This is a genomic window from Micromonospora sp. NPDC050686, assembly GCF_040654475.1.
GTDB lineage: Bacteria > Actinomycetota > Actinomycetes > Mycobacteriales > Micromonosporaceae > Micromonospora.
Genome location: NZ_JBFAID010000005.1, coordinates 117,491 through 143,255, shown reverse-complemented (window position 1 = coordinate 143,255; position 25,765 = coordinate 117,491). Strand labels below are relative to the sequence as shown.

Genomic DNA, 25,765 nt, shown 5'->3' with positions numbered 1-25,765 from the left:
GGCGCCGCACCCGGGGTCAGAGGTACTGGCCGGTGCTGTGGCCCTCGCCGCCCTGCGGCTGCCCCATGCCCGGCATGCCGGGCACCATCCCGCCCGGCCCGCTGGGCAGCGCCTGCCGGCCGCCGCGCATCTGCTCCAGCTGCATGCGGGCCGCCATCTGCTGGGCGACCAGGGCGGCCTGGATGCCGTGGAACAGCCCCTCCAGCCAGCCGACCAACTGGGCGTGGGCGATCCGCAGCTCGCCCTCGCTGGGCGTCTGGTCCTCGGTGAAGGGCAGCGAGAGCCGCTCCAACTCGTCGCGCAGCTCCGGGGCGAGGCCCTCCTTGAGCTCGACGATCGACCGCTCGTGGATCTCCCGCATCCGGTTGCGGCTGGCGTCGTCCAGCGGCGCGGCCTTGACCTCCTCCAGCAGCTGTTTGATCATGCTGCCGATCCGCATCACCTTGGCGGGCTGCTCGACCAGGCGGGCCGGGTCCTCGCCCCCGCCGTCGTCGGTCTGCACGGTGCCGACCGGCCGGCCGTCCGGGCCGACCACCACCACGGTGCCGGAGTGCCCAGCGCCCTCCTGGCCCGGCTCGTCGTTCTGTCCACCTGCACGCGCTTCGGTCATGGCACCCATCTTTACCCCACCGCCGCCATGGATGCGCGCCGGTACCGCCCACCCGTCCGGACCCGCCGGCGACGCGCTACCGTCGCCGCCATGTCCGCCGACCCACGCGACGTGCTCACCCGCCCCGCCCCGGCGCCGGACCTGACCGTCGCCTACGGCAGCCACCCGGATCAGGTCGCCGACCTGCGCCGGCCCGCCGGCCCGGGCCCCGGGCGCCTTCTGGTGGTGGTGCACGGCGGGTTCTGGCGGGCGGAGTACGACCGCACCCACACCGGCCCGCTGGCGGCGGCGCTGGCCGCCCAGGGACACCCGGTGGCGCAGCTGGAGTACCGCCGCACCGGCCAGCCGGACGGCGGCTGGCCGCACACCCTCACCGACGTGCTCGCCGGGGTGGCGGCGCTGCCCGGGCTGGCGGCCGACGCGCTGCCCGGGCTGGTGGCGCCCGGCGCGCCGATCCTGATCGGCCACTCCGCGGGCGGTCAGCTGGCCCTGTACGCCGCCGCGCACGCCCCGGGCACGGTCGGCGGGGTGCTGGCGCTCGCCCCGGTGGCCGACCTCGCCGAGGCGTACCGGCTGGACCTGGACTCCGGCGCGGTGGCCGCGCTGCTCGGCGGCGGCCCGGACGACGTCCCAGACCGGTACCGGACGACCGATCCACGATCGTTGGTACCGACTCAGGTACGCACAGTAGTGATACACGGCACCGAGGACCGTCAGGTGCCACTGTCCCTCAGCCGCCGCTACGTCGCCGCCACGGCGGCCGCTGGCACCCCCGCTACCCTGGTTGAGCTGCAAGGATGCGAGCACTTCGGGTTGATCGACCCGGAGTCGGCGGCCTGGCCCCAGGTAACTGCCGCGTTGCGGTCCTTGCTCGATGATCACTAGCCATTGACGCAGCGTCGCCAACCAGGTAGAACGCCGAGGGGGCGGTGACCGGCCCTGCAACGCTCCCGGAAGGAACTCGGTGTCGCAGATGAACCGCAGGCGGGCCCTCCAGCTGCTTGCCGCACTCGGTACGACCGGCCTGGCCGCGGGGTGCGGCGCCGACGACGACACCGGAACCGCCAGCACACCCGGCAGCCCCATCAAGATCGGACTGGTCGCACCGCAGAGCGGGGCGTACAAGGCGATCGGCGACGAGATCCTCAACGGCTTCCAGCTCTTCCTCACCCTCAACAACCAGCAGCTCGGCCGACACCCGGTCACCCTGCTCACCGCCGACGAGGGAGACAGCGCCAAGAGCGGCAAGGCGGCGGTGGACCGCCTGCTCTCCGAGGGCGTGCTGGCGCTGACCGGGGTGGTCGGCTCCGCCGTGATGACCGGCATCCGGGACACCGTCGAGCAGGCCCGGGTGCCGCTGATCGGCTCGAACGCCTCGCCCACCAGCCTGCAGAGCGTGGTCTACATCTGGCGGACCTCGTACGTGCTGGACGAGCCGGGCCGGGCGCTCGGCGAGTACCTGCGCCAGCAGCTGCCGACGGGCGGCCGGATCGGGATCATCGCGCCGCAGGGCCTGGGCAGCCGGGACGTGGTGGAGGGCTTCCGCCGGGGCTTCGGGGCCACCGACCCCCGGCTGGCCGGGGCGCCGATCTGGACGACCGACGCGCCCAACCCGAGCCGTACCGCATACGCCCGGGACATCCAGACCCTGCTCAACCGCGACCCGAGCGGCGTCTTCTGCTACTTCGCCGGGCCGGCTGCGGTCGAGTTCCTCAAGCAGCTGTACCAGGCCGGCTACCGGGGGCGGATCTTCGCGCCGGGCTTCCTCACCGAGGGCACCGTGCTCGACGACGTGAAGCCCCCGGAGGTCGCCCGGGTCGAGACGGCGTTGAACTACTCCGCCGACCTGAACAACACCGCGAACCGGGTCTTCGCAGCGGCGTACCGCAAGACCTTCAACGTCTCGCCGACCACGTACGCGATGGCCTCCTACGACGCCGCCCAGGTGCTGGACAAGGCGATCCGGCTGGCCGGCGCGTCACCCACCGCGCAGCAGGTCAACCTGGCCATGGGCAAGATCGGCCAGATCGACAGCCCGCGCGGGCCCTGGCAGTTCAACCAGCCGCGCACCCCGCAGCAGAAGTGGTACCTGCGCCGGGTCGAGCCGGACGGTCAGCTGCTGTCGAACGTCCTGGTCACCGAGCTCTCCACGCAGGGCTGAGCGCGGCGCGGCGGCGACCCGCCGCCGCCGGGTGCGTCAGTGGCGCAGCTCGGCGATGCAGCACTTGACGCTGCCGCCGCCCTTCTTCAGCTCGGCCAGCTCCACCGGAACCGGGTGGTAGCCGGCGTTCTTGAGCTTGCCGGCCAGCCGGCTCGCCTCGCTGTTCAGCACCACGTTCAGGCCGTCGCTGACCAGGTTCAGCCCGAAGGCCAGCGCATCGGAGTCGTCAGCGATCACCGCGTCCGGGAAGAGCTGGCCGAGCACCCGCTGGCTGGCCGCGGAGAAGGCGCCCGGGTAGTAGACGACGTTCTCGTCGTCGATCGAGGCCAGGGCCACGTCCAGGTGGTAGAACCGCGGGTCGACCAGGCGCAGCGAGACCACCGGGCGGCCCAGCGCCTCCTGCGCCTCGGCGTGCGCCGGCTGCTCGGTACGGAAGCCGTGCCCGGCGAGGACGAGCCCGCCGTGGGCGTCCGGCAGGTACGCGAAGTCCCCCTCGCCCTCGTTCGTCTCGTTCGGGGCGATGAACCGCCAGCCCCGCTCCTCGTAGAACGCCCGGTGCGCGGCGGCCTCGGCGGCCCGCTGCTCGTGCTTGAACCGGGCGCCGTAGACGTGGCCGTCCACCACGAACGCGCCGTTGGCCGCGAAGACCATGTCCGGCAGCCCCGGCTCCGGGTTCAGCACGTGCACCTCGTGACCGAGACCGACAAGCGTCTCGCGCAGCCGGTCCCACTGCTTGACCGCCAGTTCCGCGTCGACGGGCGTGGTGACGTCCATCCACGGGTTGATCGCGTACTCGACGGCGAAGTGCTCGGGCGAGCACATGAGATATGTCCGCTTTCGCGAGACTCGCTGCTGGTTCACGGTCACCAAGAGTAGGTAGCGTAGAACTTTGGTAACAGCCACAACCATTGCTTGCCAGAGGCGGAACGTTGCAGATCGACGCGGTAGACCAAAGAATCATTGCGTTGCTGGTGGCCGACGCCCGCGCCTCGTACGCCGACATCGGCACCCGGGTGTCACTCTCCGCCCCGGCCGTCAAGCGACGGGTCGACCGGCTCCGATCCACCGGGGTGATCCGGGGGTTCACCGCAGTGGTCGACCCGGCCGCCGTCGGCTGGACCACCGAGGCGTTCGTCGAGCTGTTCTGCGCCGGCCGGACCACCCCGGCGCAGATCGGCGCCGCCGCCCGCCGGCACCCCGAGGTGGTCGGGGCGTACACCGTCTCCGGCGAGGCGGACGCCCTGGTGCACCTGCGGGCCGCCGACATCGCGCACCTGGAGGAGGCCCTGGAACGGCTCCGCGCCGAGGGGTTCGTCACCTCCACCCGGAGCACCATCGTGCTCTCCCGGCTGGTGGAGTCCCCCGGCGTCGGCCCGTCCGGCGGCTGATCCTTGACCTCAACCTCGCTTCATGTCGTTGACTCGACGGAACGAGCGAGCCTCGGTGGGGACGAGCGGGGGAGGTGCCGTGCGGGCGGTGTGGCTGCGGGAGTTCGGCGGGCCGGAGGTGCTGGTGCCGGGCCCGGCACCAGACCCGGAACCCGGACCGGGACAGGTGCTGGTCGAGGTGGCCCACGCCAACCTCACCTTCGTCGAGACGATGTTCCGGGCCACCGGCTTCGGGCCGTTCCGTGGACCGCTGCCGACGATCCCCGGCAACGGGGTCGGCGGGGTGGTCACGGCGGTCGGCCCGGGCGTCGACCCGGGGCTGGCCGGCCGGCGGGTGGTGACCGGCACCGGCGGCACCGGCGGGTACGCCGAGCGGGTCGCGGTGGACCGGGAGGCGCTCTTCGAGGTGCCGGACGGGCTCGCCCTGGACCAGGCAGTGGCGCTGCTCGCCGACGGCCGTACCGCGACCATGCTGGTCGACGCCGCCGCACCACGCCCCGGCGAGTGGGTACTGGTCGAGGCGGCCGCCGGCGGGGTGGGCAGCCTGCTGGTCCAGCTCGCCGCCCGGGCCGGCGCCCGGGTGGTCGCCGCCGCGGGCGGCGCCCGGAAGGTGGCGCTGCTGCCCGGGCTCGGCGCGGACGTGGCGGTGGACTACACCACGCCGGACTGGACGGACCGGGTACGGGACGCCGTCGGCGCGGTGGACGTCGTCTTCGACGGGGTCGGCGGCGAGCCGGCCCGGTCGGCGTACGAGCTGCTGGCCCCCGGGGGCCGCATGATCAGCTACGGGCTGGCCAGCGGGGACTGGGCGGCGATCGACCCGGCGGACGCGCAGCGGCGGGACGTGACGCTGGTACGCCCCGCCCCGACGCCCGAGCAGCTGCGGTCGTACACCCGGCAGGCCCTGGCGGACGGCGCGGCCGGCCGGCTGCGGCCGCTCATCGGCCAGCGGTGGCCGCTGGAGCGCGCGGCGGACGCGCACGCCGCGATGGAGTCCCGCGCGACGGTCGGCAAGACCCTGCTCGACGTGGGCTGAGCCGGCGGCGGGTCAGAGGTACATGCCGGTGCGGTGCTCCCCCTCGATGGCGCGGGCCGGCTTGTCCCCCTCGCCGAAGAAACGCTTGCCGCCGAACTCGCCGTGCAACCGGTCGTCCAGCTCGTCGGCCAACCCGGTCATCACCTGCACGGCGAGCATCAGGTGGGTGGCCTGGAAGTTGCGGCCGAAGACCGGGATCGAGGCCCACACGGTGTCGTCGGCGCAATACAGCCGGCCGATCGGCATCCGGTTGGTCAGCTCGGAGAGCTTCACGTACAGCCGCTCGGTCGGCTCGACCTCGGTCAGCACCGGGGAGAAGACGTCGACCAGCGGCGGGTTGTCCCGGACCCGGACGAAGACCATCGCCGAACCGGCCCGGATGTTGATGTCCCCGTCCGAGTCGACCTGGATCTGATCGGACTTCGCCTTCAACATCGTGGAGACGACGGTACGCACCCGCTCGGCCAGGTCGAGCACCTCGGTGTCGCCCTCCTTGACGGCTGCGGCGGCGGCCAGCGCCTCGTCGAGGTCGGCCTCCACGTCCCGGTCCGGGCCGAACTCGCTGCGGGCGGTGCCCAGCGGCCGGACCGGCAGCGACTCCCCCTGCCCGTCGTGCACCAGGTAGACCAGGAAGGCCGGGTGCGGGGCCCCGTAGACGTCCCGCAGGGTACGGGTGAGCACCGGCGCCAGCCGGCCGACCTCCGCGGTCGAGCAGTCCAGGCCGAAGTCCTCGCCGGAGCCGGGGACCACGCCGGGCGGCGACCAGCCGAGCGCGATCATGTCGGCCACGGCGGCCCGGTCCAGTCGGTAACCCGCCGGCAGGGTCGCGTTGCCGACCGCCCGGGCGGAGAGCTGGCCCTGCTCACCGACGTCCACGCTGGTCGAGTAGACCGCGTCGTCGGTGCCGGAGGCGGTCGGGTCGAGGGTCAGTTCGAGGTGCGCCCCGGCGGGCAGCTCACGCAGCTGCTCGGCCAGCGCCCGGGCGAACTCCCGCCAGGCCTCGGTGACCTTTGCCCGCAGGTCGGCCGTGCTCGGCTCGTCCAGCAGGATCGACTCGTGCGGCTCCGGTGGGCTGCCCGCCGGAGCGGTGGGCGGCGCCGAGGGGTGGTCTGCCGTCATGATCGCCTCCGTCCGTCAGAGTCACCCTACCCACGCGGTCGAGGTCGCCAACCAGCCCGACCTGGAGGGCCGGGGGCACGCTCAGGCGGGGCGGTCGGAGCCGAGTTCGACGGGCCAGGTCGCGGCCAGGTCGCTGAGCCGGGCGGCGGCGACCGCCGGGTCGGCGCCCCGCCCGACCGCCACCCCGAGCAGGTACGCGCTGACCGGGGCACCCGGGCGCAACACCTGGTGAGCGACGTCCCGGGCCAGGTCGAGCACGGTGGGCACCGACACCTCCGCCGGGTCGAGGCCCAGTTCGGCGCAGGCCGCCGTCACCCAGTCGTCCATCACCGTCATCGCGTCCACTCCTGTGCGAGGCGTACGTCCGATTCAGTGTCGCAGTCGAACCAGGGCGGCGGCCCCGCACCGGACCAGGCGACCTCCCGCACGGTGAGGCCGCCGAGCAGCTGCCGCAGCGGGGCGCCGTGCGCCGTACCGCCGCGCCGGGCGGTCAGCTCGGCGAGCGCGGCCCGCAGCGGGGCCACCCGCCACACCCCGCAGAGCGTCTGCCGGCGGCCGTCCCCGTCGACGAAGCAGACCCCGTCGGGGTTGACCTGGCGGGCCCCGTCGGGCTCGGCCTGGCGGACCCCGTCGGCGGGCTGGTGGGCTGTTTCGGGGTGGGCTGCGCGGGGCGGCGGGACGGCCAGCCGGCGCCGCAGCTCACCGACGGCGTCGCGGGTGAGCAGCGGCAGGTCGGCCGCGAGCAGGGCCACGGTGGCGGTGGTGGGCGGCAGCAGGGCCAGCCCGGCGGCCAGGGCGGCGACCGGGCCGCCGCCGGGAGGCTCCTCCCGGGTCACCCGCACGTCCGGCGGCACCGGGCCGGGCGGGCCGACCAAGATCCGGGGCACGGCGTCGACGACCGCGTCCAGCACCCGGTCGCGCATCGGCCGGCCACCGACCGGCCGGGCGGGCTTGTCCACCCCGCCCATCCGCCGGGCGGCGCCGCCGGCGAGCACGACCGCCGCGTACGCCTCCATCCCGTCACGGTAGGCCGCGTCCGGCCCGCCCGCCGGGCAGCCCCCCGCCCGCCGCTCCTGGCGGGCCGCCCGGCTGCCCGGCGGATCCGCTGCCCGGCGGATCCGCTGCCCGGCCGCCCGAGTGACCGGCCGGCCCGCTGCCCGGCTGCCCGATCAGGCCCGGTGAACGGCGGGCCGCCGTTGCCGCCCGGTGGTGCCCCGACCCGTCCCGGCCAGCGAGGGTGCTCGCCGGGCACACTACGAACTTGATGTCATAAACGAATCAGGCACCGGACAACCGGCCGGCTTCGGGTTACTCCGGCGGCCGTGACCTCGCACTCCGTCGGGGCGATCGACCCGCCTTCCCGGCGGGTGATTCGTTTATGACATCAAGTTGGTAGGACGCGACCACGGGTACTCGCCGACCGTGGTGCTGCGGACGGCCCCCAGTTCGCCAGGCAGCCACGCAGCCACTCAGCCACGCCACGCCAGGGCCGCCACACTACGCACGCCACCGCGCCGCGACCCCACACCGCCCGCAGCCACGCATGCCACCGAGCCACCGCGTCACGCCGCCACGCCGCGCCACGCCGCCACGCCGCTGCCGGCCGGCGGGTGATCACGGGCACCCGTCGAGCGCCGGTGGGTGTGGCGGGTGGCTGAGCGGGGGAGGATGGCGGGATGGGACGAGCGACCGATCGACGTGGCGTGCTCCGGATCGATCTGGACGCGGCGGCGGAGGGCCGCCCTTCGGTACGCCGGCTGGACAGCATGGCGGTCGAGGAACCGCTGGAGATCCGGGTCGGACCCGCCGGCCCCGGGCGGCGGCGGCCGCTGGCGGTGACCATGCGGACCCCGGGCGACGACATCGACCTGGCGATCGGCTTCCTGCTCACCGAGGGGCTGATCCGCTCCGCCGGGGACGTGCGGACCGCCCAGCTCTGCGCCGGGGCCGAGACGCCGAACACGTACAACGTGGTGGACGTGGTGCTGGCGCCGGACGTACCGGAGCCGACCACGGATCCGGCCCGGAATTTCTACACCACCAGCTCGTGCGGGGTCTGCGGCAAGGCGAGCATCGACGCGGTCCGGACCCGTTCGCTCTTCCCGGTGGCGCAGGACCCGCTGGCCGTGCCGGCGGAGGTCGTCGCCGGGCTGCCCGACAAGCTGCGGGCCGCGCAGCGGGCCTTCGACCGTACCGGCGGACTGCACGCCGCCGGCCTGTTCACCGCCAGCGGCGAACTGGTGGTGCTCCGCGAGGACGTCGGCCGGCACAACGCGGTGGACAAGGTGGTGGGCTGGGCGACCCGGCAGCATCGGCTGCCGCTGGCCGGTCACCTGCTGCTGGTGTCCGGCCGGGCGAGCTTCGAACTGACCCAGAAGGCCTGGATGGCCGGCGTACCCCTGCTGGCCGCCGTCTCCGCGCCCAGCACCCTGGCCGCGGACCTGGCCGCCGAGGCGGGAATGACCCTGGTCGGCTTCCTGCGCGGCCGCACCATGAACGTCTACACCGGCGCCCAGCGGATCACCGACGCCGGCTGACGGGGGCGGCCGTGGGCGTCAGGCGCCGGGCCGTGGCAGGCGGGGGCGGCGGGCCCGCCGGCGGACCACGTTCGGCAGGGCGACGGCCGGCCAGCCGTCCAGCTCCGACGGGGGTACGCCCCGGCGGAGCAGGTCGTCGAGGAGCAGCGCCAGCGAGTAGCCCGGCTGGACCGCCAGGGCCCGTTCCAGGGCCACTGCGGCCAGCGCGCCATGCCCGGCCCGCCAGGCGGCGAACGCCAGCAGGCTGGCCGGCGCGGCGGTCAGCCCCGGCTCGGCCCGGCGGACCACGTCGGTCCAGAGGCTGATGTCCGCGTCCCGGCCGTCCGTGCGTTCCCAGGCGTGGTCGCGGACCGACAGCCGGGTCAGCAGCAGACTGAGCCACGCCACCTCGTCGTCGGTCAACCGCTCGCCCCGCCGGTGCCGGCGCTGGGCCGATCGCGTCGCCGCCACCCCGGCGCCGTGCACAGCGAGATCCCCGGGCCGGTCGCCGCCAGCCGCGCCGAGCGGCGGGCCGCCGTCGGGCCGGTCGCCGCCAGTCACGCCGAGCGGCGGGCCGCCGCCGGGCCGGTCGGGCCCGCCGGCCCGGAGCAGCAGCCGGGTCAGCCGCCGCTCGGCCCGGGCGGTGGCCCGACGCATCGCGACGCGGACCGGGCCGGACAGGGGCGCCACCTGGGCGGTGAGAGCCGCCCGGTCGGGGAGGGCGACCTGGCCGGCGAGGACGGCCGCCGCGCTGACCTGACTGGCCGCCGGGTCGTACGGGTTGCCGTCGGGCGGGCAGCAGTCGACCTCGGTGCACAGGTAGGACCAGTAACGGCCGTCAGTCACCCGGAGGACGTCGAGCAGGAGCAGGCCGGCCCCCTCGAGCACCGTCCGGACGGCATCCACGGCCGCCGTCACCCGGCCCGCCGGGCCGTACCCGATCACGGTGGCCGCGTCGGCCCGCTGCCGGCGGATCACCTCGGCCAGGTGGCGGGCCGGCGGTTGCGGGTCGGCGCCCGGGTCCGGCAGGTCCGCCCGGGCGGCGAAGATGATCCGGCGGCCACGCAGCGCGACCACCACCACGCTGTCGGCGGGGTGGAAGCCGAGCAGGTACGGCACGGCGGCGATGAGGTCGGCGGGCGAGCGGACGGCGAGGCGGGCGGGGTCGGTCGGGGTCATGCGGGCAGCCTGCGCGGCCGCCGGTACGCCCGACAGGCCCTGTGGACGACACGCGGGTTATCCACAGTCACCCTCCGTATCTCCGCTGGTGGAGTCGGATCGGCACCCGCCCGGACGGGGCATCGAATGCGCCCGGTACGCGCGCCGCGCGCCGACGGGCTACCTTGCGCACATGGACCTGGCGTACCTGCGGGCGCACCCGGAACACCTGCCGACCTTCCTGACCCACCAACGGATCCGGGAGACGCCCGTCGCCGGTGGGGACAGCTGCGCGGCCGTCCGCCTCACCCTGGACGACGGGCACTCGATCTTCGCCAAGACCTGGCCGGAGGCGGCCGGGCCGGTCCCCGACGGGTTCTTCGCCACCGAGGCGGCCGGGCTGCGCTGGCTGCGGGAGGCCGGCGCGGTGGCCGTGCCGGAGGTGCTGGTGGCGCTGCCCGGGCTGCTGGCGTTGGACTGGGTGGAGCCGGGTGAGCCGACGCCCGAGGCCGCCGAGCGGTTCGGCCGGGAGCTCGCCGGTCTGCACCGCGCCGGGGCGCCGGCCTTCGGCGCCGGCTGGCCGGGGTTCATCGGCGCGCTGCCGGCGGAGAACACCCCCGACCCCGGCCCATGGTCCGCCTGGTTCGCCCGCTGCCGGCTCGAACCCTACCTGCGCCGGTCGGTCGACGGCGGTGCCCTCACCGCACGGGACGCCGCCCTGGTGACGGAGGTGCTGGATCAGATCGGCGAGTTCGGCGGGGACGAGCCGCCGAGCCGGGTGCACGGCGATCTCTGGCCGGGCAACCTGCTCTGGGGTGCCGACGACCGGGTCTGGCTGGTCGACCCGGCGGCGCACGGCGGTCACCGGGAGACCGACCTGGCCCAGCTCGCCCTCTTCGGCGGCGCGCCGCACCTGGCGCGGATCCTGGCCGCCTACCAGGAGGCGTGGCCGCCGGCGGACGGCTGGCGGGAGCGGGTTCCGCTGCATCAGCTCCACCTGCTGCTGGTGCACACGGCGCTGTTCGGCGGGGCGTACCGCGATGCGGTGGCCGGTGCCGCCCGAGCCGCGCTGCACGGTGCCGGGCGCGCTACGGTCGACAGGTGACCACCACGCCGACGACCGACGGGGTCCTCGTCGACCGGTACGGCCGGGTCGCCCAGGATCTGCGGGTCTCGCTGACCGACAAGTGCAACCTGCGCTGCACGTACTGCATGCCGGCGGAGGGGCTGCCCTGGCTGGCCGGGCCGCAGTTGCTCACCGACGAGGAGGTCGTCCGGCTGGTCCGGGTGGCCGTGCGGCGACTCGGCGTGACCGAGGTGCGCTTCACCGGCGGCGAGCCGCTGATCCGCCCCGGCCTGCCCGGCATCGTGGCCGCGGTGGCCGCGCTGGAGCCGCGACCGAGGATCTCGCTGACCACCAACGGCATCGGCCTGGCGCGCCTGGCGCCCGCCCTGCGCGCCGCCGGCCTGGACCGGGTGAACGTCTCGCTGGACACCCTGGACCAGGCCCGGTTCAGCCGGCTGACCCGGCGGGACCGGCTGGCCGACGTGCTCGCCGGCCTGGCCGGCGCGACCACGGCCGGGCTGACGCCGGTGAAGGTGAACTCGGTGCTGATGCGCGGGGTCAACGACGACGAGGCTCCGGCGTTGCTCCGGTTCGCCCTGGACCAGGGCTACCAGCTGCGGTTCATCGAGCAGATGCCGCTGGACGCGCAGCACGGCTGGGACCGGGCCACCATGGTCACCGCCGACGAGATCCTGGCCGCGCTGGCCGGGGAGTTCGAGCTGACCGCCGATCCGACCGAGCGGGGCGCGGCGCCCGCCGAGACCTGGCTGGTGGACGGCGGGCCGGCCCGGGTCGGGGTGATCGCGAGCGTGACCCGGCCGTTCTGCGGCGCCTGCGACCGTACCCGGCTGACCGCGGACGGCCAGCTCCGCTCCTGCCTGTTCGCCACGGACGAGTCCGACCTGCGCGGGGCGCTGCGGGCGGGGGCGGACGACGACGAGCTGGCCCGCCGCTGGCGCACCGCGATGTGGGGCAAGCGGGCCGGCCACGGCATCGACGACCCGGCGTTCCTGCAACCGGCCCGCCCGATGTCGGCGATCGGCGGCTGAGCGGTGGAGCTGACCGTCCGGTACTTCGCCGGTGCCCGGGCCGCGGCCGGCCGCCCGGAGGAGACCGTGCCCGCCGGCCGGTCCCTGGACGAGCTGGCCGCCGAGCTGGCCGCGCGGCACGGGGAGGGGCTGGCCCGCGTGTTGCGGGTGGCGAGTTTCCTGGTCGACGGCGTGACCTGTCATGATCGGAACACCCCGCTGCCGGCCGGAGCGACGATCGACGTGCTGCCGCCCTTCGCCGGCGGCTGAGAGAGGACGAGGCGTTGGCGGTCGTGGGGTTCGTGGCGGTGCTGGCGCTGATCACCGGTCTGATCCACTTTTATCTGTGGAAACGGCTGGTGAAGGACACCACCGGGCCGGGGCGGGTGCGCCGGATCGGCTCGGTCACCGCCGTGCTGCTGGCGCTGCTGGTGCCGGCCACCCTGATCGGCACCCGCGCCGGCATGTACTGGCTGGCCTGGCCCGGCTACCTCTGGCTCGCGGTGATGTTCTACCTGCTGGTCGTGCTGGTGGTGCTGGAGGTGCCCACGGCGGTGGCGAAGCTGGCGCTGCGTCGCCGGGCCGCCGCCATTCCGGCCGGGGCCGCCCCGGAGCCGGTGCTGGTGGGCGCCGCCGGCCCGGCCGCGGAACCGCGCGCCACCGCAACCACCGGCCCAGCCGCTGACCCGCTAGCCACCGACCCGCCCGCCGGGGTCGCACCGCCCGCCGGGGCCGGCGGCCCGCCGGACCACGACCCCGGTCGCCGGTTGCTGCTGGCTCGCGGGGCGGCGATCTTCGCCGGCCTCACCGCGGTCGGCGTGACCGGGTACGGCGTCCGCACCGCGCTCGGCCCGCCCCGGCTGGACCGGGTCCGCATCCCGCTGGCGAAGCTTCCCCGGCGGATGGACGGCCTGCGCATCGCCACCGTCTCCGACATCCACCTCGGCCCGCTGCGCGGGCGGGTCCACACCGAACGGATCGTGGCCGCGATCAACCGGCTGGACGTCGATCTGGTGGCGGTGGTCGGCGACCTGGTCGACGGCACGGTGGCGGAGCTGGGCGAGGCGGCCGAACCGCTGCGCGGCCTGCGGTCCCGCTACGGCAGCTTCTTCGTCACCGGCAACCACGAGTACTACTCGGGCGTGGCGGAGTGGGTCCGGGAGGTCGACCGGCTCGGCCTGCGGGTGCTGCAGAACACCCGCCAGGAGATCCGCATTCCGGGCGGCGTGCTGGACCTGGCCGGGGTGAACGACGTCTCGGCGGCCGGCACCGGCCTGGCGGCCCCGGCGGACTACGCGGCGGCGTTGGGCGACCGCGACCCGAGCCGGCCGGTGGTGCTGCTGGCCCACCAGCCGGTGGCCGCCCGGGAGGCGGCGAAGTTCGGGGTGGACCTGCAACTGTCCGGGCACACCCACGGCGGCCAGATGGTGCCGTTCAACCTGGCGGTCGGCCTGGAACAGCCGGTCGTCTCCGGCCTCGGCGAGGTGGACGGCACCAAGGTGTACGTCACCAACGGCGCCGGTTTCTGGGGCCCGCCGGTGCGGGTCGGCGCCGAACCGCAGATCAGCCTGGTCGAGCTGCGCAGCGCCTGACGGTCCCCGCGGGCCGCGCCGGGATTGCTCAGGTCACGCGTAAGCGTGGCGGGGGGCGGGTACGGCAACGGTCGTGACAGGATGCGGCGTGCCCCCGTTCAGCGCCGTACCCCCCGGCGGCTCCCCGCCGCTCGTCGCGGACCTGCACATCCACTCGAAGTACTCCCGCGCGTGCAGCCGCGATCTGACCCTGCCCACCCTCGGCTGGTGGGCCCGGCGCAAGGGCATCGGCCTGCTCGGCACCGGTGACTTCACCCACCCGGCCTGGTACGACCACCTGCGCGAGACGCTGCACCCGGCCGAGCCGGGCCTGTACCGGCTCGGCCCCGAGGCGGAACGGGACATCGCCCGGCGGCTGCCGCCCCGGCTGGCGAGCGAGGCGGAGACCGAACCGGTCCGGTTCATGCTGAGCGTGGAGATCTCCACGATCTACAAGCGGGACGACCGGACCCGCAAGGTGCACCACCTGATCTACCTGCCGGACCTGGACGCGGTGGCCCGGTTCAACGCCGCGCTGGGCCGGATCGGCAACCTCGGCTCGGACGGCCGGCCGATCCTCGGGCTGGACTCCCGCGACCTGCTGGAGATCACCCTGACCGCCAGCCCGGACGGCTACCTGGTCCCGGCGCACATCTGGACGCCCTGGTTCTCGGCGCTGGGCTCGAAGTCGGGCTTCGACGCGATCGCCGACTGCTACGCCGACCTGGCCGAGCACATCTTCGCCGTGGAGACCGGCCTCTCCTCCGACCCGGAGATGAACTGGCGGGTCGGCAGCCTGGACCGCTACCAACTGGTGTCGAACTCGGACGCGCACTCGCCGCCGGCCCTGGCCCGGGAGGCCACCGTGCTGCACACCGACCGCGACTACTTCGCGGTACGCGAGGCGCTGCGTACCGGGGACGGGCTGGCCGGGACCGTCGAGTTCTTCCCGGAGGAGGGCAAGTACCACGCCGACGGGCACCGGCTCTGCGGGGTCAACTGGCCCCCGGAGCGCACCCGGGAGGCCGGCGGGCGCTGCCCCGAGTGCGGCAAGCCGTTGACGGTGGGCGTGCTGAGCCGGGTCGAGGAGCTGGCCGACCGGCCAGCGGGGCACCGCCCGGCGCACGCCCGTGAGGTGACCCACCTGGTGCCGTTGGCCGAGATCCTCGGCGAGCTCAACCGGGTGGGCGCCCGCTCGAAGAAGGTCGAGGGCAGGCTCAACGACCTGGTCACCGCGCTCGGGCCGGAGCTGGAGATCCTCACCCGTACGCCGCTGGACGAGATCGGCCGGGTCGGCGGCGAACTGCTCGCCGAGGGCATCGGCCGGCTGCGCCGCGGCGAGGTGCGCCGGGTGCCCGGTTACGACGGCGAGTACGGGGTGATCACCCTCTTCGACCCGGCCGAGCTGGGCGGCGGCGGGTCGGCGGCGCAGGAGACGCTCTTCGACGTACCCGTGTCGGTGCCCGCGCAGCGGCGGCCCGCGGAGCCGGCGCCGAAGCCGGCGACCCGGCGCCCGGCGGCGGCCCGGCCGGAGCCGAAGCGCAAGCCGGCCACCCCGCCCCCGCCGCCGATCGCGCCGGCGCCCTCCCCGCACGAGCCGTTCGAGCCGATGCTGGCCGGCATGGAGGAGGTCGGCACCGGCCTGCTGGACCGGTTGGACGCGATGCAGCGGGTGGCCGCCTCCGCGCCGGGCGGGCCGCTGCTCATCGTGGCCGGTCCGGGCACCGGCAAGACCCGGACGCTGACCCACCGGATCGCCTACCTCTGCGCGGAGCTGAACGTTTTCCCGGACCAGTGCCTGGCGATCACCTTCACCCGGCGGGCGGCCGAGGAGCTGCGGCACCGCCTGGACGGGCTGCTCGGGCCGGTGGCCGAGGACGTCACGGTCGGCACCTTCCACTCCCTCGGGCTGACCATCCTGCGGGAGAACGCCGAGGCCGTCGGGCTGCCGGCACACTTCCGGATCGCCGACGACGCGGACCGTGCGGCGGCCCGCGCGGAGGCCGGTGACGACGCCGACCGGTACACCGCGCTGCTGCGCAAGGGCGACCTGGTCGACCTGGACGAGCTGCTCACCCTGCCGGTGGCGCTGCTGCGCGGCGACCGGAAGCTGGTCCGCGAGTACCGCGAGCGGTGGAAGTGGATCTTCGTCGACGAGTACCAGGACGTCGACGCCGTTCAGTACGAGCTGCTGCGCCTGCTCAGCCCCGCCGACGGGAACCTGTGCGCGATCGGCGACCCGGACCAGGCGATCTACTCGTTCCGGGGCGCGGACGTCGGCTACTTCCTGCGGTTCTCGCAGGACTTCACCGACGCCCGGCTGGTCCGGCTGAACCGCAACTACCGGTCATCGGCGCCGATCCTGGCCGCTGCGGTCCAGGCCATCGCGCCGGCGTCGCTGGTCCGGGGCCGCCGGCTCGACCCGGCCCGGCTCGACCCGGAGGCCCCGCTGGTCGGCCGGTACGCTGCGGCGTCCGCCGCGGACGAGGCCGACTTCCTGGTACGCACCATCGACGAGCTGGTCGGTGGCCTCTCTCACCGCTCCCTGGACTCGGGCCGGATCGACGGCCGGGCCACCGCGCTGTCCTTCGCCGACATCGCGGTGCTCTACCGCACGGACGCGCAGGCCGCGCCGATCCTCGACGCGCTGTCCCGGGGGAACATCCCGGTGCAGAAGCGCTCGCACGACCGGCTGCGGGACCGGCCCGGGGTCACCGCCGTCGCCCGCGAGCTGCGGCACGCCGGGCTCGACGGCTCGCTGGTCGCCCGGGTCCGGCTGGCCGGGCAGGTGCTGGCGGAGCGCTTCGCCGTGCCGACGCTGGACGGCACCGGCGCGGTACGCCCGGAGGACGTCCGGTCAGCGGTGGACCTGCTCACCCCGCTGGCGCGGCGCTGCGGCGACGATCTGGAGGCGTTCCTGTCCCAGCTGGCCACCGGCGCGGAGGTGGACGCGCTCGACCCACGCGCCGAGGCGGTCACCCTGCTCACCCTGCACGCCGCCAAGGGGCTGGAGTTTCCGGTGGTGTTCCTGGTCGGGGCGGAGGACGGCCTGCTGCCGCTGCGCTGGCCGGGCGGCACGCCGGACGACGAGCAGGTGGCGGAGGAGCGGCGGCTGTTCTTCGTCGGGCTGACCCGGGCCCAGGACCGGCTCTACGTCACGCACGCGGCGCGCCGCTCCCGGCACGGCGCGGAACGCGAGGTCGGGCCGTCGCCCTTCCTGGCCGACATCGACCCCGGGCTGTTCGAACGGTTCGGCGACAGCGAACCCCGCCGGCCCCGGGACCGTCAGCTACGGCTGATCTGAGCCCTCCGGCGGGGGCGCTCGGTGCTCACCACCAGGGCCACCCCGGCCACGATCACCGCGCCGCCGAGCACCACCGGCAGGGTGATCGGCTCGGCGGCGAGCAGTGCGCCGAGCGCCACCGCGACCGCCGGATTCACGTACGCGTACGTGGCGACGAGCGAGATGGGCGCGTGGTGCAGCAGCCACACGTACGCGGTGAAGGCCACCAGCGAGCCGGCCACCGTCAGGTAGCCCAGCGCCAGCCACGAGCGGGTGCTGACCTGCGCCGGGTCGAAGCCGGACAGCTCGCCCCGGGCCGCGCCGAGCACGACGAGCAGCACCGAGCCGGCGACCATCTCGTAGACGGTGGCCACGAACGGGTCGTCCGGCATCCGCAGCCGGCCGGAGAGGAACGAGCCGACCGACCAGCAGGTGGCCCCGACGACCACGGTCAACGCCCCGGCCAGCGGCACCGCGTCCGAGCCGCGGGGCAGCACCAGCAGCACCAGCCCGACGAACCCGACGGTCACCCCGGCCAGCGTCCAGGCCCGGGGCCGGTCGCCGGTGACCGTACGCAGCAGCACCACCAGCAGCGGGACGGTGGCCACCAGCAGCGCGGCCACCCCGGACGGCACCGCCTTCCCGGCCGGGCCGGACTCGGCGAGCACCACCAGGCCGTTGCCGCCGGCCAGCAGCAGCACACCGACTCCGGCGGCGGAGCCGAGCTGACGACGGTCGACGCGCAGCGCGCCGGGACCCCGCCGCAGCCGCAGCAGCACCGCCAGCACCACGGCCGCGGCGGCGAACCGCAGGCCCGCCGAGAGCAGCGGCGGCAGGGTCTCCACGGCCACCCGGATGCCCAGGTAGGTGGAGCCCCACAGCACGTAGACCAGGCCGAGCGCGGTCCACACCAGCGCCGGCCGGACGGCGCCCGGCGACGCGGGGGCGGCCCGGGTGTCCGTCGAGGCGGACGGTCCCCCGGGTGACGAAGAACGCGGAGTGGGTGAGGCCATCGTGGGATCACGCTACGGTGGCGACGGTGCCGCGCCGCCCCCGGGTGGCCGGACCTCACCACGGGCACGCGGGAGGCGGGCATGGCGAACAACGGTCCCCGGGGTGGCGACGTCCCGTGGGACGAGCGTCGACCCGGCGACGGGCGCGACGGCGACACCCGGGGTGGGGCGGCGGTCGAGGCCGGCCCGGAGCCCGTGGTGCCGCGCAGCCGCCCGATCGGCCCGGAGGACTATCCGGACCCGGACGGCGCCGACCCCTACCGCCCGGGCGGCCCCGGCCCGGTGTCGTACGACGGGCAACCGGTGCCCCGGCGTGGCCGGGGCCCGCTGATCGCCGTGCTCGCCGTGCTGGGGGTGGCGCTGCTGGCCGGCGTCGGCACCCTGGTCTGGCTGCTCGGCGCGGCCGCACCCGATCCCGACGGTGCGGCGTCGAGCGGGTCGGGCGGCGTCCTCGGCGCCCCGCCGAGCGCGGTCCTCCCGACGGCGCCGGCCGCCCCCGCCCCCGACTCCACCGCCGACCCCCGGTTCGTCAAGGAAGGCCAGTGCGTCCGCAACGAGGGCCCGGCCGAGGGCACGCCGAAGCTGCTGATCGCCGCCTGTGCGCCGAGCACGTACGAGGTGCTGCGCCGCTTCGACGGGCCCACGAGTGGCGAGAAGGACGCCGAGGCGAAGTGCGCCGACGTCCCGGGCTACACCAACTGGTTCTTCTTCGACAGCGAGCTGGACACCCTGGACTTCGTCCTCTGCCTCAAGCGGCGCTGATCCGCCACGGTAGCCGAAACTAGGACTCTCTAGCGCTCAAGCTAGAGAGCCCTAGTTTTTCCTCGACCGGCTCGACACGCCGGTAGCCGCCTCTATCCATCTCTAGCCCCGACGCTAGAGGGCCCGATACTGTGCGATTCGTGGATCCGGTCCGCAACCCGTACGCCCCCGGCGCCGGCCAGCGCCCGCCCGAACTCGCCGGCCGGGGGCGGGAACTGGACGTCTTCGACGTCGTCCTGGAACGGATCGCCCGCGGCCGGCCGGAGCGCAGCCTGATGCTCACCGGCCTGCGCGGCGTGGGCAAGACGGTGCTGCTCAACACCCTCCGCTCCCAGGCGATCAACCACCTCTGGGGCACCGGCAAGATCGAGGCCCGGCCGGACCAGTCACTGCGCCGGCCGATCGCCGCCGCGTTGCACATGGCGGTCCGCGAGCTGGCCCCCCGGCACCGCGCCCCGGACCGGATCGACGCCTTCCTCGGCGTACTCAAGGCGTTCGCCCAGCGTTCCGCGCCCACCGGCCGGGGCGGCGCCGCGCCGAAGCTGCGCGACCGCTGGCAACCCGGCATCGACGTACCGGCCAGCAGCGGGCGCGCCGACTCCGGGGACATCGAGATCGACCTGGTCGAGCTGCTCACCGACGCGGCGGCGGTGGCCACCGACGTGGGCACCGGCGTCGCCGTCTTCATCGACGAGATGCAGGACCTCGGCGCGGAGGACGTCTCCGCGCTCTGCGCCGCCTGCCACGAGCTGTCCCAGCTCGGCGCGCCGCTCATCGTGGTCGGCGCCGGCCTGCCGCACCTGCCGGCCGTGCTCAGCGCCGCCAAGTCGTACTCCGAGCGGCTCTTCCGCTACCAGCGCATCGACCGGCTGGACCGGATCGCCGCGGACCAGGCGCTCTGCGCGCCGGCCGAGCGGGAGGAGGTCGAGTACGAGCAGAAGGCGCTCGACCTGCTCTACGAGAAGTCGGGCGGCTATCCCTACTTCGTCCAGGCGTACGGCAAGGCCACCTGGGACCACGCGCCGCGTTCGCCGATCACCGCCGCCGACGTGCGGGTCGCCGCGCCCGAGGCGGAGGCCGAGCTGGCGGTCGGCTTCTTCGGCTCCCGCTTCGAGCGGGCCACCCCGGCGGAGCGGGAGTACATGCGGGCGATGGCCACCCTCGCCCTGGTCGAGGGGGAGGACGGCGGCGGCCGGGACGACATGGACGCCGCGGTGCCGACGGCCGAGATCGCCCGCTCCCTGGGGCGCAAGCCGGCCAGCCTCTCCCCGGCCCGGGACGCCCTGATCAAGAAGGGCCTGATCTATTCCGGTGAGCGGGGCACCGTCGCCTTCACCGTGCCGCATTTCGGCCGCTACCTGCGCACCCAGCCCGCCTGACCGGCGGTTCCCCCGCCGGGGCGCGGCGGCGGTCAGACCCGGGACCAGGGCGGCGGGAAAACCACCTCACCACGCGGCAGCGGCCCCAACCCGCCCGCCGCCGGCGGCAGCGCCAGGGCCTGCCACGGCTCACCGAGCCCGGACCACGGGCTGGTCAGTCCCATCCGGTCGGCCCGCTCGAAGCCGAACCGCCGGTAGTACGCGGGGTCGCCGAGCACGACCACCAGGCGCTCGCCCAGCTCGGTCGCCGCCTCCAGGGCGGCCTGCACCACGGCGGTGCCGTGCCCGACCCGCTGCCGGTGTGGGGCCACCGCCACCGGGCCGAGGGCCAGCGCCGGCCCCACGCCGCCGTCATCTCGCACGGTGACCCGGCTCAGCAGCGCGTAGCCGACCACCTCGCCGCCGTACTCGGCGACCATGGCCAGCTCCGGGATCCACGCGGCGCTGTCCCGCAGGGCGTCGACCAGGCCCACCTCGGGCGGGGTGGCCGCGTCGGGGCGGGCGAAAGCGGCGGCCAACACCCGCCGGATCGGCTCGGTGTCGGCCGGCCCCTCGGGTCGCAGCCGCAGCGTCGTCACCCGCGCGACGCTACCCGCTGCGGCCGGTCCATCCGCGACGGTCGCTCGAATCGGCGTGGCGCGGCGCCCCGGTCGACCGGTCCGGATCCGGCCGTTGCGGGGGTAATCGGCCCCGGGACGGGGTATGACTGGTCCATGAAGCCCGTGCGCTCCCTCGCCCGCATCATGTTGAGCGGCATCTTCGTGGTCAGTGGTGCCCGCAACCTGCAGAACCCGGAGCGGCTGGTGCCGGCGGCCAAGCCCGTCACCGACCGGATCGCGCCGTTGATCGAGAAGAACGCCCCCCAGTTCCCCACCGACACCGAGTCGCTGATCCGCGCCAACGCGGCCACCCAGCTGGTCGGCGGGCTGATGCTCGCCACCGGCCGGTTCACCCGCCCGGTCGCGCTGGTGCTGGCCGGCACGCTGGTGCCGACCACGTTCGCCGGACACCCCTTCTGGAACAACGACGACCCGGCCGCGCGGAGCAACAACCAGATCCACTTCCTGAAGAACCTCGGCCTGTTCGGCGGGCTCCTGCTCGCCGCGGCCGACACGGAGGGCAAGCCGGGGCTGCGCTGGCGGGCCGGGCACCGGATCGGGCACTCCCGCCGCACCATGGCGCGCACGGTGCGGACCGCCCGCCGGGAGGCCCGGATCGCGGTCCGTTCCGCCGCCACCGCCCGGCGGCTGCCCGGCCGCTGACCCTCACCCACCCCCTCACGGTCAACACCCACCCCCGACCGCGAATCACCTGCCTGCACTGGCCGGCGTTAACGCGGATGAAGTCGAGAACATCCGCCGATCCGCAGGGATCGGGGCGGTCGGTCGTGTGAGGGGGCAGCGAGGTGAGGCGCCGCTGGATGCCCGGCGGGGAGGAGGGCCGGTCGGGACCCGACCGTCTTCCCCCGCTGCCCCGCGTCACCGACCGGGTCGACCGGACGGTCCTCGTCCGGCTCGGGATCGTGGTGGCCGCCGCGTACGCCGCCTGGCTCGCCATCGGCGCCTTCGGCCGGCCGTACACCTTCTTCGACATGCGGATCTACCACGGCGCGGTGGTGTGGTGGGCCACCGGCCACGAGCTGTACGACTTCATCGCCCCCGCCACCACGCTGGGCTTCACCTATCCGCCGTTCGCCGGGCTGCTGATGCTCCCCATGGCCCGGGTGCCGGTCGCGCTGGCCGGCTGGATCAACGCGCTGGTCAGCGTCGTTGCGCTCACCGCCGTACTGATCGCGCTGCTGCGGCCGATCGTGGCCCGGCTCGGCTGGCCACTCTGGTTCAGCGTCGGGGTGGCCGTGCCGATGGCGGTGGCCATCGAGCCGGTACGGGAGACCCTCGGCTACGGCCAGGTCAACCTGATCCTGTTCGCCCTGATCACGGCCGACCTGGTCGGCCTGCGCCGGCGCTGTAGGCGCGGCCCCCGGCACGCGCCCACCGACGGGCCACTGGTCCGGTTCGTGCTCAGCGGCACGTGGGCCGGCGTCGGCATCGGGCTGGCCACCGCCATCAAGCTGACCCCCGCGCTGTTCGTCGCGTACCTGCTGATCACCCGGCAGTGGCGGGCGGCGGCCACCGCCGTCGGCACCGCGATCGGGGTGACCGTGGGGACCTTCCTGCTCTTCGGCGCCGAGTCCCGCGCCTACTTCAGCGAGGTGCTCTGGCAGACCGAGCGGGTGGGCGCGGCCGACATGACCGCCAACCAGTCCCTGGCCGGGCTGCTGGCCCGGCTCTACGACACGATCGAGACGCCGGGCCTGCTCTGGGTGTCGTTCGCCATGCTGCTGCTCGCGCTCGGGTTGTCCCGGGCCGCCGCCGCCCGCGCCGACGGCGACGAGCTGACCGCGTTCACCCTGGTCGGACTGACCGCCAACGTGATCAGCCCGATCTCCTGGTCGCACCACCTGGTCTGGGTGATCCCGGCGATCATCGTGCTCGCCGACGCCGCCGTACGCCGGCGCGAGGCGAGCCGGGGGCTGGTCGCCCGGGCCGCCCCGCACCCGGTCGAGGGCGGGTTGCCCGGAGTCACCGGCCTGCGGTCGCCGATCTGGTACCCGACGCTCACCGGGTTGCGGCACGCGGTCGCCGCCGTCGTGCTCTACCTGATCTTCCTGGTCTCACCGATCTGGTGGTACGAGCACCAACTGCCCGAGGTGTCGCACTACCAGGACGGCCTGTTCGGCGCGCTGATGGAGAACTCCCTGGCGATCGCCCTCATCGCGCTGGTCGCCGCGCTGCCCTGGCGGCCCGGCGCCGACCCGGCATTCTACGACCAGCGACTGGCCCGCCCGGCGCAGCTCGCCGCCCGCCGCTGACCCGTCACCGCCGCCGGAGCCGGTACGCCCCGGTCAGGGGCAGTTCACCCACTCCTCGGTGCCGTCGGTGAAGACCTGCCGCTTCCAGATCGGCAGCCGGGCCTTCACCGCGTCCACCAGTCGGGCGCAGGCGGCGAACGCGGCGGCCCGGTGCGCGGTGCTGACGGCCGCCACCAGCGCCACGTCGCCGATCTCCAGCGGGCCGACCCGGTGCGACACGGCCACCGCGTACACGTCGGGGTCGGCGGCCACCTCGGCGGCGACCTCCCGGAGCACCGCCGCGGCGCTCGGGTGGCCCTCGTACTCCAGGGTGGTCACCGCGCGACCGTGGTCGTGGTCGCGGACCACGCCCTGGAAGGAGACCACCGCGCCGGCCCGGCGGTCGGCGACCGCCGCCTCGTGCGCGGCCAGGTCCAGCGGCTGCTCGGTGACGGCGCCGAAGACGGCCCGGCCCTCCGCGCGCGCGCCGACGGGCGCGGTCACCAGGCACGCTCCCCGGGCAGCAGGGGCAGCGGCACGACCGGCACCCGGTCACCCGGCTGGCCGCTGGTGCCCGGCCGGACGACCGCGAACCCGTCCGCGCCGGCCAGGCCGCGCAGCATCGCCGAGCCGACGTGCCGCACCGGGTGGGCGGTGCCCGCCACCCGGTCCAGCCGGACCAGGGCCAGGTGGGTGTACTCGCCGCGGCCGGGGATCGGCTCGGCCAGCGTGGCGTGCGGCAGCACCGGCATCGGCCGCCCCCGCAGTCCGGCCAGCAGCGGCGCCACCAGCGACACCAACGCGACGACGGCGGACTGCGGGTTGCCCGGCAGCCCGGCCACGAACCGCACCCGGCCGTCGTCGCCGACCAGCCGGGCCAGCAGCATCGGGAAGCCGGGCCGGACCGCGACCGTGTTGACCACGTAGTCCGCGCCGAGCGCCGCCAACGTGGGGTGCAGGTGATCCACCGGGCCGTGCATCGTGCCGCCGGTGGTGCAGACCAGGTCGGCGCCGGTCAACGCGGACCGCAGCGCGGCCACGTGCGCGGGCAGGGTGTCCGCCACCGGGCCGACCACGTCGGCCGGGCGGACCTGGCAGCCGTACCGGCGCAGCCAGGCCGGCACGGCCGGCCCGAGCGCGTCGCGCACCCGGCCGTCCGCCGGCGGACCCTGGGTCAGCAACTCGTCGCCGAAGACCAGCAGCGCGGCCCGGGGCGGCCGGCGCACCCGCAGGGTGTCGTGGCCGCAGGAGGCGGCCAGCCCGATCAGCGCCGGGTCCACCGGGGTGCCGGCCGGAAGCAGTTCCTCCCCCGCGTACGCCTCCTCGCCCGGCTCCCGCCACTCCGGCGCCGGACGCGGCGTGCCCGCGACGAGGCCGTCGGCCGTACGGGTGGACTCCTCGACCCGCAGCACCGCGGTCGTGCCCTCCGGCACCATCGCGCCGGTGGCGATCTCGACGGTGGTCCCGTCGTCGGTCAGCGGATCCGGACGGCCGCCGGCGAGCACCCGGCCGACCACCTGCCAGGGCCCGGTGCCGCGCACCGCCCAACCGTCCACGCTCGAGGTGGGGAAGGCCGGCAGGGCCGTCCGGGTGGTCAGCGGCTCGGCCAGGGTGTGCCCGTCCAGCTCGGCGAGCGGCCGGCTGACTGCGGGCAGGGCGGCGGAGAGCCCGACGGCGTAGACCCGGGCCCGGGCCTCTTCCCAACCGGCCGGCGGCGCCTCCGCCGGCTCCACGGCCGACGCGGTGTCCGTGCTCAACGCCCTGCGCTCCTTCCCGCCGGCACCCGCCCGGCAGCAGGCACTCCGCCGAGCCTATCGCCGCGACGACCGGCCCGCCCGATCAGTGGTCACCACCGCGCAGCTGGTCGACGGCGTGCCCGAGAATCGGGCCGAGCACCGCCAGGCCGTCCCTCGCCCCGCCCCGGGAACCCGGCAGGTTGACCACCAGCGTCCGCCCGACCACCCCGGCCAGCCCTCGGGACAACGCCGAGGTGGGCACCCGGTCCCGGCTGTGCGCCCGGATCGCCTCGGCGATGCCGGGGATCTCGTGGTCGAGCAGCGCCCGGGTCACGTCCGGCGTCCGGTCGGACGGGTTGATGCCCGTCCCGCCGCTGGTCAGCACCACATCCACCCCGTCGGAAAGGGCGGCCCGCAGCGCCACGCCGACCGGCTCGCCGTCGGGCACCACCACCGGCTCGTCCACCTGACAACCCAGCTCGCGCAGGCCAGCGACGAGCAGCGGGCCGCTGGTGTCCTCGTAGACCCCGGCGGAGGCCCGGTTGGAGGCGACGATCACCCGGGCGCGGATCACGGCCGGCCCTCCGGGCGGACCCACTCGCCGGTCTTGCCGCCCTCCTTGCGCAGCACCCGCACCGCGTCCACCGAGGCCGCCGGGTCGACCGCCTTGACCATGTCGACCAGAGCCAGCCCGGCCACCGCCACGGCGGTGAGGGCCTCCATCTCCACCCCGGTCCGGTCGGCGGTCCGCGCGGTTGCGGTGATTTCCACGGTGTCGGCGGTGAGCCGCAGGTCGACCGCCACCCCGTGCAGGGCGATCGGATGGCAGAGCGGGATCAGGTCGGGGGTGCGCTTGGCGCCCATGATGCCGGCCAGCCGGCCGACCGCCAGCGCGTCGCCCTTGGGCAGGTCGTCGCGCCGCAGCAGCTCGACCACCTCGGCGGTGGTGCGGAGCCGGCCGGCCGCCACCGCGAGCCGGCCGGTGACCGGCTTGGCGGAGACGTCCACCATGCGGGCCGCGCCCGCCGGATCGACGTGGGTGAGCTGCGCGGGATCGGTCACGGCCGTGAGCCTATCCCCCGGGTACG

At 75.2% G+C, this 25,765-nt stretch carries 26 protein-coding genes; 14 read left to right on the top strand and 12 right to left on the bottom strand.

Annotated elements, in window-relative coordinates; translation table 11 throughout:
• Window positions 1–16: 16 nt before the first annotated feature.
• The gene (locus tag AB0H57_RS07095; protein ID WP_357503554.1) at window positions 17–619 is read right to left on the bottom strand and encodes a bacterial proteasome activator family protein; all 603 of its coding nucleotides are present in this window, start codon (window positions 617–619) and stop codon (window positions 17–19) included.
• 81 nt (window positions 620–700) lie between these two features.
• On the opposite strand from AB0H57_RS07095, the gene AB0H57_RS07090 reads away from it, so the two are divergent.
• Both AB0H57_RS07090 and AB0H57_RS07085 read left to right on the top strand, forming a co-directional pair.
• Entirely contained in the window at window positions 701–1,495 is a 795-nt protein-coding gene (locus tag AB0H57_RS07090; protein ID WP_357503552.1) for an alpha/beta hydrolase, read from the top strand.
• A 79-nt stretch (window positions 1,496–1,574) separates the two neighbouring features.
• Window positions 1,575–2,771, top strand: coding sequence for an ABC transporter substrate-binding protein (locus tag AB0H57_RS07085; RefSeq protein WP_357503550.1), 1,197 nt, complete (start codon window positions 1,575–1,577; stop codon window positions 2,769–2,771).
• 36 nt (window positions 2,772–2,807) lie between these two features.
• Here AB0H57_RS07085 and ddaH read toward each other — a convergent pair whose 3' ends face one another.
• Window positions 2,808–3,641: a dimethylargininase gene (gene ddaH, locus AB0H57_RS07080; RefSeq protein ID WP_357503548.1), complete on the bottom strand. Its 834-nt coding sequence runs from the start codon at window positions 3,639–3,641 to the stop codon at window positions 2,808–2,810.
• A 59-nt stretch (window positions 3,642–3,700) separates the two neighbouring features.
• Here ddaH and AB0H57_RS07075 point away from each other — a divergent pair, with 59 nt between their 5' ends.
• Window positions 3,701–4,159 carry an Lrp/AsnC family transcriptional regulator gene (locus AB0H57_RS07075; protein WP_357503546.1) on the top strand — a complete coding sequence of 153 codons (459 nt, stop codon included), beginning with the start codon at window positions 3,701–3,703 and terminating at the stop codon, window positions 4,157–4,159.
• Between the two features lie 79 nt (window positions 4,160–4,238).
• Window positions 4,239–5,195 carry a zinc-binding dehydrogenase gene (locus tag AB0H57_RS07070; protein ID WP_357503544.1) on the top strand — a complete coding sequence of 319 codons (957 nt, stop codon included), beginning with the start codon at window positions 4,239–4,241 and terminating at the stop codon, window positions 5,193–5,195.
• A gap of 12 nt (window positions 5,196–5,207) precedes the next feature.
• Here the strand turns inward: AB0H57_RS07070 and AB0H57_RS07065 are convergent, their stop codons facing one another.
• From AB0H57_RS07065 to AB0H57_RS07055, 3 genes are all read right to left on the bottom strand, one after another.
• Window positions 5,208–6,314: a hypothetical protein gene (locus AB0H57_RS07065; RefSeq protein WP_357503542.1), complete on the bottom strand. Its 1,107-nt coding sequence runs from the start codon at window positions 6,312–6,314 to the stop codon at window positions 5,208–5,210.
• An 81-nt stretch (window positions 6,315–6,395) separates the two neighbouring features.
• Window positions 6,396–6,650 (bottom strand): DUF6457 domain-containing protein, encoded by a 255-nt coding sequence (locus AB0H57_RS07060; protein ID WP_222955917.1) that lies wholly within the window; start codon window positions 6,648–6,650, stop codon window positions 6,396–6,398.
• The gene (locus tag AB0H57_RS07055) at window positions 6,647–7,330 is read right to left on the bottom strand and encodes an NTP transferase domain-containing protein (protein WP_357503540.1); all 684 of its coding nucleotides are present in this window, start codon (window positions 7,328–7,330) and stop codon (window positions 6,647–6,649) included. Before AB0H57_RS07055 ends, AB0H57_RS07060 begins: the two co-directional genes overlap by 4 nt.
• A gap of 660 nt (window positions 7,331–7,990) precedes the next feature.
• On the opposite strand from AB0H57_RS07055, the gene fdhD reads away from it, so the two are divergent.
• Entirely contained in the window at window positions 7,991–8,851 is an 861-nt protein-coding gene (fdhD, locus tag AB0H57_RS07050; RefSeq protein ID WP_357503538.1) for a formate dehydrogenase accessory sulfurtransferase FdhD, read from the top strand.
• An 18-nt stretch (window positions 8,852–8,869) separates the two neighbouring features.
• Here the strand turns inward: fdhD and AB0H57_RS07045 are convergent, their stop codons facing one another.
• Window positions 8,870–10,009: a DUF4192 domain-containing protein gene (locus tag AB0H57_RS07045; protein WP_357503536.1), complete on the bottom strand. Its 1,140-nt coding sequence runs from the start codon at window positions 10,007–10,009 to the stop codon at window positions 8,870–8,872.
• Between the two features lie 172 nt (window positions 10,010–10,181).
• On the opposite strand from AB0H57_RS07045, the gene AB0H57_RS07040 reads away from it, so the two are divergent.
• The 5 genes from AB0H57_RS07040 to AB0H57_RS07020 all read left to right on the top strand — a co-directional run bounded on the left by AB0H57_RS07040 (window position 10,182) and on the right by AB0H57_RS07020 (window position 16,957).
• Window positions 10,182–11,093 (top strand): fructosamine kinase family protein, encoded by a 912-nt coding sequence (locus tag AB0H57_RS07040; RefSeq protein WP_357503534.1) that lies wholly within the window; start codon window positions 10,182–10,184, stop codon window positions 11,091–11,093.
• The gene (moaA, locus tag AB0H57_RS07035) at window positions 11,090–12,103 is read left to right on the top strand and encodes a GTP 3',8-cyclase MoaA (RefSeq protein ID WP_357503533.1); all 1,014 of its coding nucleotides are present in this window, start codon (window positions 11,090–11,092) and stop codon (window positions 12,101–12,103) included. The genes AB0H57_RS07040 and moaA overlap by 4 nt, the downstream gene beginning before the upstream one ends.
• Before the next feature lie 3 nt (window positions 12,104–12,106).
• On the top strand, window positions 12,107–12,352 hold the full coding sequence (locus tag AB0H57_RS07030; protein ID WP_357503531.1) for a MoaD/ThiS family protein: 246 nt from the start codon (window positions 12,107–12,109) through the stop codon (window positions 12,350–12,352).
• A gap of 14 nt (window positions 12,353–12,366) precedes the next feature.
• The gene (locus tag AB0H57_RS07025) at window positions 12,367–13,674 is read left to right on the top strand and encodes a metallophosphoesterase (RefSeq protein ID WP_357503529.1); all 1,308 of its coding nucleotides are present in this window, start codon (window positions 12,367–12,369) and stop codon (window positions 13,672–13,674) included.
• 88 nt (window positions 13,675–13,762) lie between these two features.
• Window positions 13,763–16,957, top strand: a complete 3,195-nt coding sequence (locus AB0H57_RS07020; RefSeq protein WP_357503527.1) for a UvrD-helicase domain-containing protein — start codon at window positions 13,763–13,765, stop codon at window positions 16,955–16,957.
• Here the strand turns inward: AB0H57_RS07020 and AB0H57_RS07015 are convergent.
• Window positions 16,939–17,949: an EamA family transporter gene (locus AB0H57_RS07015; RefSeq protein ID WP_357503525.1), complete on the bottom strand. Its 1,011-nt coding sequence runs from the start codon at window positions 17,947–17,949 to the stop codon at window positions 16,939–16,941. The genes AB0H57_RS07020 and AB0H57_RS07015 overlap by 19 nt on opposite strands.
• Before the next feature lie 282 nt (window positions 17,950–18,231).
• Between AB0H57_RS07015 and AB0H57_RS07010 the strand changes: the two genes are divergently transcribed.
• Together AB0H57_RS07010 and AB0H57_RS07005 are read left to right on the top strand one after the other, a co-directional pair.
• Entirely contained in the window at window positions 18,232–18,711 is a 480-nt protein-coding gene (locus tag AB0H57_RS07010; protein ID WP_357503719.1) for a hypothetical protein, read from the top strand.
• Window positions 18,712–18,851: 140 nt separating this feature from the next.
• Complete coding sequence (locus tag AB0H57_RS07005) at window positions 18,852–20,090, top strand: ATP-binding protein (RefSeq protein WP_357503523.1); 1,239 nt, start codon at window positions 18,852–18,854, stop codon at window positions 20,088–20,090.
• Window positions 20,091–20,122: 32 nt separating this feature from the next.
• Here the strand turns inward: AB0H57_RS07005 and AB0H57_RS07000 are convergent, their stop codons facing one another.
• A complete protein-coding gene (locus tag AB0H57_RS07000) occupies window positions 20,123–20,668 on the bottom strand; it encodes an N-acetyltransferase (protein WP_357503522.1) in 546 nt (181 codons plus the stop codon).
• 135 nt (window positions 20,669–20,803) lie between these two features.
• Here AB0H57_RS07000 and AB0H57_RS06995 point away from each other — a divergent pair, with 135 nt between their 5' ends.
• Entirely contained in the window at window positions 20,804–21,352 is a 549-nt protein-coding gene (locus AB0H57_RS06995; RefSeq protein WP_357503520.1) for a DoxX family protein, read from the top strand.
• A 158-nt stretch (window positions 21,353–21,510) separates the two neighbouring features.
• The gene (locus AB0H57_RS06990; protein ID WP_357503518.1) at window positions 21,511–22,962 is read left to right on the top strand and encodes a glycosyltransferase 87 family protein; all 1,452 of its coding nucleotides are present in this window, start codon (window positions 21,511–21,513) and stop codon (window positions 22,960–22,962) included.
• Window positions 22,963–22,995: 33 nt separating this feature from the next.
• On the opposite strand, the gene AB0H57_RS06985 is transcribed toward AB0H57_RS06990, so the two are convergent.
• From AB0H57_RS06985 to moaC, 4 genes are all read right to left on the bottom strand, one after another.
• On the bottom strand, window positions 22,996–23,445 hold the full coding sequence (locus AB0H57_RS06985; protein WP_357503516.1) for a molybdenum cofactor biosynthesis protein MoaE: 450 nt from the start codon (window positions 23,443–23,445) through the stop codon (window positions 22,996–22,998).
• Complete coding sequence (locus AB0H57_RS06980) at window positions 23,442–24,698, bottom strand: molybdopterin molybdotransferase MoeA (protein WP_357503514.1); 1,257 nt, start codon at window positions 24,696–24,698, stop codon at window positions 23,442–23,444. The genes AB0H57_RS06985 and AB0H57_RS06980 overlap by 4 nt, the downstream gene beginning before the upstream one ends.
• 82 nt (window positions 24,699–24,780) lie before the next feature.
• Window positions 24,781–25,251, bottom strand: a complete 471-nt coding sequence (locus tag AB0H57_RS06975) for a MogA/MoaB family molybdenum cofactor biosynthesis protein (protein ID WP_357503512.1) — start codon at window positions 25,249–25,251, stop codon at window positions 24,781–24,783.
• Entirely contained in the window at window positions 25,248–25,739 is a 492-nt protein-coding gene (moaC, locus tag AB0H57_RS06970) for a cyclic pyranopterin monophosphate synthase MoaC (protein WP_357503510.1), read from the bottom strand. Before moaC ends, AB0H57_RS06975 begins: the two co-directional genes overlap by 4 nt.
• Between the last annotated feature and the right edge of the window lie 26 nt (window positions 25,740–25,765).